Raw genomic sequence first — 13,409 nt, 5'->3', positions numbered from 1 at the left:
AAAATAAATTATTTATAACTATTGACTTGCTTTATATGTTCTTCATTTCTAGTCTCTTAAATATGCATCCCATGAATCAATAGGTTTTTTTGAAAACAACTTTCCCAAAAACATGGCATCTTCATCACAACCATCAATTTCTAATTCTAAGACATCATATTTAGAAAACAACCTGCAAATAATATCATATAAAAATGAACGATATTTTTCTTTGCTAACACGTGTTCCGGTATACCCCATAGCTACTACTTTATCATCTGATTTATATGCAATAAAGTATGCTTCAATCTCTTGATTCTTTACTAATACATAACTGTCACTCAATAACATTCCAGATTTAATTGTATTTATAAAATACTCTTTTGAAATATCCTTAGCCATAGGATTTACGTTTATATGTTTACATTCATAATCCTGTTTTATCATAGAAAATAACTTTTCGTTATCAATTAAATCGTCTACTACATATATTTCATCTTTAAGTGACATAACGTCTAAAGACTTTAGCTCTGTTTTTGTTACTTCATAACAATAACACTTTCGTGCCAAGTAGAAACCACAGTGTTTTGCAAATGAGAGTGCACCAACATTACACGAATCAAAAGCAGTTTGAAACTTTTGCAATTTAGTTTTATGCTTTAAGTATTCAAATATCTTAGTTCCATATCCTTTATTTCTTTCGGTTTCATCTACAACTATACTGATATATTGTCTGTATGGATGCATCTTGTTTTTCCATAATGAACCAATTCCTATTAAATAATTACCTTTATATGCAGCATAGAAATTATCTGCATCATTAAAAGCAATAATATAGTTTGAGTTAATATTAAGCAAATTCTTTGCTTCTTCATTAAACCCATTTTCTAACTTTAATACTTCCATAAATATTCCTCTATTTCCTAAAATAAATAATCTTCATTCTATAATCGTAACATACAAAAATTCAATTTTCAATTTAATTTCTATAAATTATACTCATTATCAGTTGTTGGTAGATGTATCGGATAAAAACGGTGAGTACATCATAATTGCAGAATTACTTATAATAAATTCTTCATCAAGAATATTCCCTTCTTTATCAAACACTTGACGATATAAATCATTATGACGGCTATATCCACCCCAAAACCAAATAGTATATAAAATCCCTATTCTAAGCTATATTTGATTTTTATAATTTCAAAAATTTATCTGCTAAATCATTTAGATATTCATCATGCGTAATAATAATTATTATTTTGTTTCCTTTTTGTTTTATATTTTCTAATGTATTGTGTATTATCTTAATTGAAATATCATCTAAATTTTGTGTTACCTCATCCAAGATAATTAAATTTGCATTTTTAGTTAGAGCTAAAGCTAAAAATAGTTTTCTTTTTTCTCCACCAGATAAGTTATCCGCTTTTAAACTTACTTTAGTATCCAAACCATCTTTTGAATTAAGAATTACTTGGTCTAAATTTACACATTTTAAATATTCATATATTTTCTCATCTGTAATGTTGTGGTTATAAACTTTAAAACTATTTCGTATTGAATCAGAAAAAATCTCTACGTCTTGCATAACATAAGAAATATTTTCATAGTATGCTTTTTTATCTAAGCTATCCAAACTATTTTCATTAATAACAATGCATCCTGAAAGAGGTTTATATAGTCCCAACATTAAATCAATTAAAGTAGATTTTCCACTCCCATTCGCACCTTTAATACACAATACTTCACCTTTATTTAGTGTAAGATTTATGGAATTAAATAAACATTCATTAACGTTATATCCAAAGCTTAAATTATTTAATTTTACACTGTTTATATCTTTAATACATATACATTCTTTTGATATATTTGTTTGCTCTTTTGACATTTCCATAACTTTTATAAACTCTTCGTTTTTTTGAGCTAACCTAATATTAGTAGAAGCTAATGAGCCTAAAAAAGAATTTATTATTGGTAAATAAGATATAATAATAATTAAACTTCCTATAGTCATTTCTCCTTTTATAACCATATTTGCTGAATATATGAAGGCAAAAGCCAAAAGCAATGGAGCAACAAAAGAGTTTGTCCAACTTGACGTTAATAAATCATATACAAATATTTTTTTCCATGAAGTAATCAAATCATTATGCGATTCTAATAATTTATCTTCTTGCATTTTTTCTAAATTATTTACTTTAACTAGCTTATTTTTCAATAATGTCTCATTCACAATACCAATTCTTTTCCCATTACTAGAAAATATGTTTTTCGAAAGATTTTTTACTTTAGCAAATATTTTTTTTGTTGGTAATATAATTAATGGAATAGATATAAGTTCTATATAAAATATAATCGGACTTATTGTAAACAAATAAATAAGAAGTACTATGGCCACAATACCACCTGATATTAATTTTGGTAATTCAACCAAAAAGTATGAATACAACTGTGTAATATCACTTTTATACAAATTCATTAAATCCCCATGATTATTTTCTATGAAATAGTTTATAGGTTGACGCATAATTTTTTTAAAAACTCTAAAGTTTACTTCCAATGCATTTTCCCATATTTTTTTATTTATATATTTGAAGTAAAAAACATCTGACGTAGTAACAATTATTGGTAAACAAGTAAATGTAATAATCATATTAAATACTAATTTCATATCTTTACATGGAATTGCAACATCTATTATTTGTTTCATAATAATAGGCGATATTTTACTCAATATATTAATTATTAAATATACTATTACAGAAATTGCACAGTATTTTTTTACGTGTTTAGGCATTTTGATATTTAACATTTTATAAGTACCTCTCAATCTATAAATATGTTTCTTATTTATTTAAATATCTAAAATCAAAATAATTGGATTAAAACAATGTTTTAATCCAATTATTTTAGCTTCAGACAAATCTTAAATGATAATTCAACAAGATTTTTTCTTATGTTTTCTCTACTATTCCATTTGCGTGAATCCCATTCTACACCGCTTAAATCATCACCACCATAAAGAACTAGACCTAGTTTTACACCTCTAAATTTTGATATTGCAAAAAATGCCGCAGCTTCCATTTCTACAGTCACACAACCTTCAGACACCCTAAGCTTAACTTTATCTTCTGTTTCTCTATAAAATGCATCTGTAGTCCAAGTTTTTGCTTTTATATATGGTATATTATCAGTACTAAGTTGATTTTCAATTACATCAAGTACGTCAAAATCACATTCTACCTCTCTTGAAGGTTCTAAATAATGATATGAAAGACCTTCATCTCTAATAGCTGAATATGGAACTACTAAATGTCCAACCTGAATACCCTTTTGTAATACTCCAGCACCACCACAAACGATAAATTTCTTGAATCCCATTGCAATTAATTCTTCTAGTTGTCCAGCTGAACCAGCAGCTCCTAAAAAACCTGCAATAATACCAATTCTTTTACCAGAATATTCTGTTTCATAAATTGGTAGACGTATAGATGTTGTAGCAAAGGTTCCTATTTGCTTTAGTCTATCATTTTTAAGCATTTGCTCAATTACATCACCAAAAAACGTTATAACACAACATTTTGGAACATCTTTTTTAGCTATAATGCTAGATGGATTTATTTTTGAATTTTTATTAGAATCAAATTCTAATATAGGAAAATCATTTTTACTTATCATTTTTACCTCCATTTTATTAAAATTCTAAATACCAAAATACTGCTTTTTCTTTAGCACATAGAAAATTTGCACCTTTAATATTTTATGTTGTCATTTCTTAATAATGTATCTTATTTATTCTCCTTATAACAATATTATAACATTAATTGCCATAATAGTAAATAAATTTATATTAGCTCAAAAAAACACCAAAAATAATTAATACATAATTACGTAATGTCATACTTTTAAGCTTTCTTAAACGAAAAAAAGAAGATAACCTTAATTATCTTCTAATAGATGTTATTTTAACATTGTACTATTATTAACTACTGCTGAGCTATACAAGAAAAGTACATCTTGATTATCAAATTCTATAAAATCATTTAGCACAGTACTCATCATATATCTTAAATCAATCAGAGTAATTTTACTATACTCACTTATTATAAGTGGTGTTAAGCTACTTGAAAAAGAATCTCTAAATATTATAAGTTCTTTGTCAGTTTTAGCAAGCTTATTTGTTACTGTAACAAATGGTGTTGCACCTGATAAGTATATATCATAAGGTATTTCCGAATTTAGCTTTTCAACATCATATATACTATGGAAATCATTGTTTTGATAATTATCTACAAATGCATTATCTATATATTTATTAAACATGTATACCAACTCTTCTTTAACTTTTGAGTCATTAATATAGTTTTTATACATACCAACAAATGAATCATAAGAGTTTTCTTCAAAATTAGATTTATCAATAGTAAACCCTAAAGTTTCTCCTAATTTATTTAAAGCATCAAATATTTTATCTTGCTTCCAATGATTATCTGTTTTAAAGTAATCATTTAAGTTTAATGAATCTTTCAAGTCAATATACTCTATATTATCTATATTTTGATTTAACATTTCAATCATTTTATCATAATCTAAAGTCTTATACATAGAGTCTTTATCATAATATGTTTTATCAGGGATGATAGCATAATATACATTCATATCATCAGACAAAAAAGTGTCATATAAGGTATTTAGCTTGTTCGAAAACCTTAAAACTGACTTATCATTTAATGGATATATTGATTTAAAATAATTATCATTGTAAGTATACATTCCATTTTCGTCAGGCTTTTTGATAATATTCAAATACATTCTTTTAATATTACTTGCTTGTGTAATTCCCATTATAATTATTAAAGCAACTAATAAAATAGGAATAAATACTTTTCTATTTAGTTTCATTTCCCTAATTATTTTCCTAATGCTAAGAAACTTTCATGAATTTTATAAGCTACTTGATCATCTATAATTAATATAACTGTATTTCCAATATTATCAACTATAATTTCTTCTCTTTCAACTCCAACGCAAATCCATTTTCTTGGATCAACTTTCTCTTTCATTTCTTTTTTTAAAGCTTCAATATCAGTGCCTTCTTTAGCTTTTACAAGAACTACTGAGTGTGCTTTAGCATTAATCATTGCTTCAGAAGCTAAACCTTCATTTCCATCTAGTTTCTCGATACCAGCAAAGTATGCAACATTTTCCTCAGTTAAAACTGTATTTGCAACCATTGGCATTTCTTCATCAATACCTTCATATATAGAAGTCATAATTTCTTCTAAAGATCCAGTTAATTCTTTTTCCTCTTTATCTTGTTGTTGACCATTGTCAATATTTGTATCATTTGATTTGTCTGTACATGCTACTGCTCCAAATGCTAAAGCCGCTATTACTAATCCTAAAACAATTTTTTTAAATTTCATGTTAATTTATCTCCTTATGAATAAATAATTTGGTTATTTTTTTACCATACTTTTTTAGACGAAGAGAAAATAATAAAGTTCCATGAAATTATAATATTTATTTTTGTTTTGACACTTAATCTATTTTTAATGCAATAAAAAAGACTATTTTTAATAGCCTCTTTATGCTTTATTAATATTAAATTATATAGATTATTCTTATTTTATTTAGTTATTTCTTCATAAGTAATAAAAGTAGATACTATTCCACATTCATTTTCACTTGGAGTTCTAAAATTTTTTATTTTAAGATTATATTGGGCGAATGCTGCATTAATTGAAAGAAAATGCTTATCAAAATCTGTTTTAAGAATTTCTCCTATTTCTGTTTCTACAATTTCAAAATAGTAACTTTTTCCAACAACTAATTGAGAAGCCATTTCCTCACCTATATGTACCATAAAGGGATAATCTTGAAAACAAGTAAGCACAGCAACTGTTGGTGTAAAATCATCTAAACAGTAATCAGGACTAAGCTGTCGCACATTTGCTACAAAGTGACCAGTTACCATCGTGTTGATTGTTTCTTTTTTATTATCGGTTTCTTTTATATTTTCCAGTTCTGAAACCAGCTGTATGTTTTGTGATAGTAGTTGTTCATATTCCTCTTCTGATATATTTTGTTCAGAACACCCACTTAGCAAAAAAACAGTATGAACTATTAAAGTAAAAAGAATTGTTGATTTTATTTTTTTATTGAACATAAATATTAACACACCTTTCAAAACATAAATATTTTTTAGATTCTTTTATTAATATTAACTTTGTGTTTTTGCTCATAATTTCTGTTATAAATATTAATTCATAAGCAAAGAATCAAAGTATTCATCATCAATTTTAAAAAAATTTTATCTTTAATAAAAAATATTTTGCTTATTTATCACAGTTATCAGAATTATCAAAGAAGAATACATCAGCCAAAGTCCCGTCATCATAATCGGTATTAGGACATGATTCAACAAGTCTGAAATTTCCATTTGTATATTCTGAAACGATTTTATTCCAAAAATGTACAGATGGAGTATTTTTAGGATGCCTTTTTAGTTGCCATTTTCCACGTAACATATCAAAAACTTTATAAGCAACAAATTTCCCCACACCTTTTTGTCTATATTTGTACATTACAAAAAATTCTGCTATGGCATAATCTGCTTTTTCGTTTGCTTCTGGACAATCATTGACCATAACAAAACCTCCAAGCATTCCATCAACTAATATAAAGAAAGCATATCTATTATTATCTGTCCAATAACAGTCAAGATAGTTATAACCATACAACCCAAGCTTATTGACATCACGATTATCCCATTGGGAAAACTCATAATCGTATTTTTCCATTAAATTCTTAAGAATCTCTTTTTCCTCAACATCGACTTTTTTTAATTCTATATTCATAGCATCCTCCATTAGTATTAGATAAATATTCTTAACTGTTAAATCACAACACATTAAGTCATGTGATACAATATATTCCATTTGCACTTATAAATATTATATATGATTTTTATCGCCAACAGAAAAACCTAACCTATCAGAGCATAGTAAAAAGTAGTTCTTGAGGTTAGGTTGAATTTTTATTTATTGAGTTTTGTAGTTTTAATTTTAAATTCATCTGTTACTTTTTTATTTAATTTAACTTTATATTATGTTAAATCAACACATTATATTTTCCCGAGCAATTCTCTTTTCTTAGATTCATATTCTTCTTCAGTAATAATACATTGTTCTTTTAATAAAGCTATCTCTTTCAATCTCTCGACAGGATCTTTTTGATAAAATTCATTCTGGGCTTTTAAATGCTGAGAATAAGCTGTATTTGGATTATTAAAATCAGTGTTTTCTGTCTTCAATCTTAAAGAAATAACGTTTAAATCATTTTGCATTAAAGAGCAAGAAATTATTCCTAAACCGAACAAAGTCAGTATAAGATATAATGTTCCATTGTCTTTAATTTGAATATTTTGCTTAGCAGCAACATTTGACAACTCTTTTGCTCTTATGTAAAACCAATAAACAAAGTAAAAAGGAACAAAAATACATAGTAATAGCTCACCTAAACAATCTGTCTGATCCTTGTTCAAAAGTTTAATTTTTTTGATTATGGAATATAACCATATAATAAAGTAAATACCAAATGTTACTAATGATAATAGAATACAAACAGCTACATCTTTACTTTCAAGCAATTCAATCTGAGAATTACTACCGATTGTTGCATCATCAGAAATTATATCTTTTTCTAAGTACTCTTTATTAGGATCATTATCAAGTGCAAGCCCTATAATTGCATATGCAATAAATGGAGCAATGAATGATATAAAACTCGAAATATAGTAAGAATTATAACTAATATAATTAGAAAATTCACATCCAGTTATAAAAAGAACAAAAGATATAACAAATATAAGAAAAGAAACTATTACAAGTGGAAATTTGTTTTTTATTTTTCCAGTAGATGTTAGTATAAAAATAACAAGCATAACAGTATAGGCAATTAAATCAAACCAACAATATTTAAGCCCATAAAAAACAAAAGAATAAAATAACAACTTTACAAAAGAAATTGCTAATGGAATACAAAGTATTCGCAAATTTCTTTTTGCAAATATAGGAGAAAAAACAAATACTAAAATAGGAATATAAATTAAAAATATGTTGCATATTATATCTATAATATATAAGCCTGTGTTATATCCTTTGACATTAAATAAAATAGCAAATTCACCTTCCATAGAAAGTATGGTGCAAAAATTAAAAAATAACATTATGAGTCCACAAAACATAGATATATATACTAACCTTGAATCTTTTGGAACTCTTAATCTCTGATTGTTCATATAAAATCCTCCATAATTTTTTATTTATACAGTTTCTCTGTTCGGTACATGTTATACAAAATCTACCATCAGTATTATACTATATATTCCCAAATATAACAATATATAATTGCATAAAAATCCAATTAGTTGACTAATTACATTTAAATGAATTGTTTTGAGTTATATTACTCCAATTATTCACATTTCATTTATTATAAACTCAATTTAACTGAATTTTTTAATTTAACGGTAAAATCATTTTAAGATAAGAAATTATATTATATCCTGAGTGAGTAACAATACAACAAAAAATCGAATCTGTTTTAATATAAAGCAATCCCAGAACAAGTCCGCAAATAAATGCTGATATCGTTTGAACCATATTAAAATGCAATAGTGCAAATAAAATAGCTGACACAACTAGAGCAATAAAATTACCATATTCATTCTGTAATCCAGTTAAAATAAATCCCCTTATCAATATTTCTTCTACAACAGGAGCAATAATGCAAACTAACATAAAACTTGTAACAGGGGATTGTTTAAGTCTTGTTATGGTATCTTGATATTTTATTTCGCTAACCGGAAAAAGGTGCTCAAAAATAGGATCTAAACATTTGTCTAAAGCAAAATAGAACAAAATAGAACATAACATTGCAAGTAATATTTTTAAAAAGGATATTCCACCCAAAATATTCAACTTATAAGACACTTTATTTGAAATAAGTAAAAAAAACACTAAGTTAAATAATATTATTGTGAAAATGTTAAGCCATACTGAAATGTTTGGGGTTATTTTTCTCCATACTCCCATATCAAGTATTGTATAGCAAAGCATGCACAGGAAATAACCTGCACACAGTAAAATACTCTGTAAAATTGTTAATGTGTAAGCCGAATTTATCATTTTAGTTTCTCCTGAATATTTTTTATTCCTCATACTACTTTTCGCCTTGAGACTTGCCCCTAAACATACCTGAAATTTTTTCAGTATTCCATCATTCCATACTAAAAAAAGATTCAGTTTTAGATTATTACAGGCATAATCCAACAATAATAACACACAAAATTATAATATGAAATATACTCCAATTATACTCATTTTTCTATGTTACTATATATAGATATAACTCTATCTTTATTTTTAGTAATACATCTCATCATCCGTTTTAATTGTTCTGAATAATATTCTTTCGGAATATTTAACATATTATATTTTTCACCCCATTGAGAACTATCCCAAAGTGATTTAGCTGCCTTTGTAGAAAATTGAATGAATTTCTCTCCATATTGATTGATAGTAACCATTATCCTATTTTTTGCAGTTTCTTTAGCATACATAAAATAGTTTATATATAACATCCAATGTTGATTGTCATTAAGATTTATCAAAAAGAAAACATCCTCTTCTTCATCTGTTTCAGACCATACCGTTTCCTCATAAATCCAAGGGGCGTATAGTAAACCAGCGTACTTAGCATTTCCCCATTTTACAGCCTTATTATACCAATAATTCTCTTCTTTTTTCATTATTTTTTCAAATTGTTCTGGAGAATATAGTTTATACTCTTTATGTTGGCAATTATAACCATGCCACTTTCTATATGGTTTTGTAGCATCAATTAGAATCCACTCATCACTTAGTTTTATCGCTACACATATGTGATCTTGCTCGTTACCATAACAATCTTTTTTAATATATGCATAATTAGCTTCAATTTCCATAGAAATGAATACTGAAACCAAAAGATTAGAATAGTCACCGCATGTTCCAGATTTCATGTTTAATACTTCCAAATCATTCCTTTGTAATGGGAAATATGGAGAATTTAAACGGCTATATTGAATATTTTTATTAAACCAATCAAAAATATTCCTAACGAATCCTTGAAAATCAATAGTATTTTTCTTCATTATGTTAACAAATTCTTCTATTTCTTTTGACTTAGGATGTATATATTTTCTTGTTATAATTATTTCATTCATTTTAATTCCTCAAAGTATAAATAATCTTTAGTTTCTTTTATTAATATTACTACTTATTATAATTATTTTGTTCTATTATTTTTGTCTTTTTGCTTTAAATACCAGTATATCTCTCTGGTAGCCAATCCAAAATAACAAAAACACATAATAATTGAAAAACAAACCCATGTATCCTACTTTTGTAAATCGCATTATATATACTCATTCCTGCACAAAAAATAAATGCTGAGGCAAATAACCAATAAGTTATCCAGTGCTTATATATCATTTCATTTTTCTCCTAATAAATAGACGAACTATTAATAATCATTAATTAGTATTATACTACATTTTACCATGTGTTACAATATTTTAACTACGCATCAACCCGAGACGTATTTTAATATCATTAACAATATAACGCCCTTGCTTATGCTTGTAGCAAATTTCCCAAATGTTGTCCTACTTTTGTCACTCAAATCATAACTACTAGCTAAGCCAGTAGTTATGATTGTCTCTAAAGATAAAAATAAAAAATACACCTTATTTGTGAAATAAAAGTGTATTTTAATTATTTATTTTGTAGATTATACTCATTTATTAGATTAGAATTTGTCAAAGAGAATATTTTTAGACCATCCGATGTGTCTGTTTCTACCATTCCCAATCGTTTGATTAGCAACAATGATTTGGAGTTTTCAGCAACAGTTTCAGCAATAAGCTTCTCTATTTTAATATCATAAAAAGCATAGTCAATAATCACCTTGCTGATTTCCATGCAATAACCCTTTCCCCAATATGGCTTGTCAATAATCCAACCTAATTCATAGATTGAAGTTGTATCAAATGCATGAAAAATGATGTGCCCTATCAGCAAATTAGTTTGTCGCTCAACCAATGCGTATATAAGAGGGGGCTCACACAATCCAAAAGATTTTATGAATTTTGTTACTTGTTCCTTACTGAAAGGTTTCTCTACATACTGCATGACATCATTATCACCTAAATATCTAGTAGCATTAGATATATCAGTATCTGTAAAATTTCTCAAAATTAATCGCTCAGTTTCAATGTACATTTTATCACTCCATATAATAAAAATAATCTATTCATAATACTATATCTTCTTTTAATTCTCTTAAATTTATAGTATTCACCCTTTCTTTAATTATTATATTTTTACCTAGATACGCTATTCTCCAAATTTATTATTACAAGCTCAGGTCTATTAAATATTCTTGGAACTCTGGTAGATTCTCTTGAAAGACCTCTGCTTACAATCATTTTTCCGTTTGCAAAATCATACTCACCGCCTGCATACTTCGGAAACCATTCTTGATCTGGAGCATAAAGTCCATTTAGAATAACCGGAATTCTCCACTGACCTCCATGTGTGTGTCCTGATAAAACCATATCAAAACCATATTGAAGATACATATTTACATACTGAGGACGATGTGCAAGCAATATTGTATAATATCCATTATCAGATATCTTTTCTAACGCTTCAAGCTGTGAATAAAACATATTATTATTATCAATATATTTTTCAACATCAGGATCATCCATACCACATATATTTATATTTTGTCCCCTTATATTAATTGTAGATGAAGTTCCTTCTAATACATCTACATTGTATAAACGAAACATTGACTTAATTTTATCTATTTCACCACTCCAGTATTCGTGATTACCACTAACATAAAAGCAAGGATATTTATCAGCAATACCTTTCAACAACAATTCCGTATTATCGTTTGGCAACTTATCATCACATATATCTCCACCCATCAAAATAACATCAGGATTTTGTTTGTCAATTGCTTTAATTAAGTTCATCTCATTATCTCCATATTTACATGAATGTAAATCAGTAATCAATGCAACCTTTACAGGCAAAGTAATTTTATCAGAAATAACAGTGTATTCTTGAACCTTTAATCTAACATCAAAAGCTAATAAAGTAATTAATACTAAAATTATAAGTAACGATACTATTATTATTCTTTTTTTCTTTAATCTTCTCATTGTATATATTCCTCTTTTTATACGAATAACAGGAACCTACAATGTAGCGTTATCAAGAATTGAAAAGGTGTTGTTTTCACAATCAATTTCAGCTATAGCTCCATATGGAAGAATTGTTCTCGGTTCATTGTGTCCAAAGCTCCCATTATATAGCACAGGTAAATCTGAACAATCAAATTCAGCTAATACTTTACGGATTGCTACTTTGTATTCCTCATAATACTTTTCGCCTTGAGACTTACCCCAGAATATACCTGAAATTCGATTCAGCATTCCCATCATTCCAAAGCAACGCAATTCATCTTCTATAAGCCATACCGGTGGTAATACTTCACAAGTTTCAAGAAATAAAATCGCATTATTAAAATAGTCAACTGGAGGAAATAATGACGTTCCCTTAATATATTCAATAACCTCAAGGCATCCGCCTATTAGTCTACCCTGTGCTTTTCCGTTGCCTTGCAAAACTTCATAGGAAGTATTCTCACTGAAAATTCTCGCCGTATCTTTATTTTCTTCAACCCATTCAAGTCTCTGCGATGTCCACGTTTTAGAAGGAACTACCTCGCCAATATTTTCATTTGAAAAGAAGGTATTGTTTATTGCGTTCACTGTATATTTAGGTATTTTAATATTCTCCGCAAAGTCAGTAAGTATAGCAGGACCATAAAAAGAAGAAATGCCCGCTTTCATACACATAAAATGTGTTACTGTTGAGTCAGAATATCCAGTGAAAATTTTAGGATTGTTTTTGATAATTTTAAAATCAATGTATGGAAACATTCTAATACTATCAGTGCCGCCTATACATGAAATAATTCCTTTTATACTCTTATCCGAAAACGCCTGCATTAAATCATCAGCCCGCTCTTTTGGATGATTATACACAAATTCAGAACCCTTTAGAGTGTGTGGCATTTCCACTACTTGAAGTCCGAATTGTTCTTCTAGGCGTTTTTTGCCTTGATAATAACGCCATAGAATATCTTTATCACCTGCACCACCCCAAGATAAGCTAACTGTAGCAACCTTATCTCCGCGATTTAACTTTTGTGGTTTTATCAAATTGAGCATTTTTTGTTTTCCTCCAATCTTATATATAAATAATCTTTATTTATTTTAGTTACACATTATGATCATAATCTTCATA

The 13,409-nt window shown here is 27.3% G+C and carries 14 protein-coding genes; all 14 read right to left on the bottom strand.

The features are described 5' to 3' along the window. Positions 1-48 precede the first annotated feature (48 nt). The 14 genes from JYG23_RS03145 to JYG23_RS03080 all read right to left on the bottom strand — a co-directional run bounded on the left by JYG23_RS03145 (position 49) and on the right by JYG23_RS03080 (position 13,333). Complete coding sequence (locus tag JYG23_RS03145) at positions 49-885, bottom strand: GNAT family N-acetyltransferase (RefSeq protein WP_207237019.1); 837 nt, start codon at positions 883-885, stop codon at positions 49-51. A gap of 289 nt (positions 886-1,174) precedes the next feature. After that, positions 1,175-2,791 (bottom strand): ABC transporter ATP-binding protein, encoded by a 1,617-nt coding sequence (locus tag JYG23_RS03140; RefSeq protein ID WP_207237017.1) that lies wholly within the window; start codon positions 2,789-2,791, stop codon positions 1,175-1,177. 92 nt (positions 2,792-2,883) lie between these two features. Then, a complete protein-coding gene (locus JYG23_RS03135) occupies positions 2,884-3,657 on the bottom strand; it encodes a nucleoside phosphorylase (protein WP_207237016.1) in 774 nt (257 codons plus the stop codon). A gap of 282 nt (positions 3,658-3,939) precedes the next feature. Beyond that, a complete protein-coding gene (locus tag JYG23_RS03130) occupies positions 3,940-4,881 on the bottom strand; it encodes a DHHW family protein (RefSeq protein ID WP_207237015.1) in 942 nt (313 codons plus the stop codon). An 8-nt stretch (positions 4,882-4,889) separates the two neighbouring features. Further along, complete coding sequence (locus tag JYG23_RS03125; protein WP_207237013.1) at positions 4,890-5,405, bottom strand: hypothetical protein; 516 nt, start codon at positions 5,403-5,405, stop codon at positions 4,890-4,892. A 203-nt stretch (positions 5,406-5,608) separates the two neighbouring features. Continuing rightward, positions 5,609-6,148 (bottom strand): hypothetical protein, encoded by a 540-nt coding sequence (locus JYG23_RS03120; protein WP_207237012.1) that lies wholly within the window; start codon positions 6,146-6,148, stop codon positions 5,609-5,611. A 169-nt stretch (positions 6,149-6,317) separates the two neighbouring features. After that, the gene (locus JYG23_RS03115) at positions 6,318-6,920 is read right to left on the bottom strand and encodes a GNAT family N-acetyltransferase (protein ID WP_242631623.1); all 603 of its coding nucleotides are present in this window, start codon (positions 6,918-6,920) and stop codon (positions 6,318-6,320) included. A 185-nt stretch (positions 6,921-7,105) separates the two neighbouring features. Next, entirely contained in the window at positions 7,106-8,281 is a 1,176-nt protein-coding gene (locus JYG23_RS03110) for a DUF4234 domain-containing protein (RefSeq protein WP_207237011.1), read from the bottom strand. A 220-nt stretch (positions 8,282-8,501) separates the two neighbouring features. Continuing rightward, positions 8,502-9,170: a CPBP family intramembrane glutamic endopeptidase gene (locus JYG23_RS03105; protein ID WP_242631622.1), complete on the bottom strand. Its 669-nt coding sequence runs from the start codon at positions 9,168-9,170 to the stop codon at positions 8,502-8,504. Positions 9,171-9,361: 191 nt separating this feature from the next. Continuing rightward, positions 9,362-10,249, bottom strand: a complete 888-nt coding sequence (locus JYG23_RS03100) for a transglutaminase-like domain-containing protein (RefSeq protein WP_207237009.1) — start codon at positions 10,247-10,249, stop codon at positions 9,362-9,364. 94 nt (positions 10,250-10,343) lie between these two features. Then, complete coding sequence (locus JYG23_RS03095) at positions 10,344-10,517, bottom strand: hypothetical protein (protein ID WP_207237008.1); 174 nt, start codon at positions 10,515-10,517, stop codon at positions 10,344-10,346. A 282-nt stretch (positions 10,518-10,799) separates the two neighbouring features. Further along, positions 10,800-11,306, bottom strand: a complete 507-nt coding sequence (locus JYG23_RS03090) for a GNAT family N-acetyltransferase (protein ID WP_207237007.1) — start codon at positions 11,304-11,306, stop codon at positions 10,800-10,802. Between the two features lie 101 nt (positions 11,307-11,407). Further along, on the bottom strand, positions 11,408-12,259 hold the full coding sequence (locus JYG23_RS03085; RefSeq protein ID WP_207237006.1) for a metallophosphoesterase: 852 nt from the start codon (positions 12,257-12,259) through the stop codon (positions 11,408-11,410). Positions 12,260-12,295: 36 nt separating this feature from the next. Continuing rightward, positions 12,296-13,333, bottom strand: coding sequence for a S66 peptidase family protein (locus JYG23_RS03080; protein ID WP_207237005.1), 1,038 nt, complete (start codon positions 13,331-13,333; stop codon positions 12,296-12,298). Positions 13,334-13,409 lie beyond the last annotated feature (76 nt).

This window comes from Sedimentibacter sp. zth1, assembly GCF_017352195.1.
Classification (GTDB): domain Bacteria; phylum Bacillota; class Clostridia; order Tissierellales; family Sedimentibacteraceae; genus UBA1535.
This window is presented reverse-complemented; position numbering and strand designations above follow the sequence as displayed.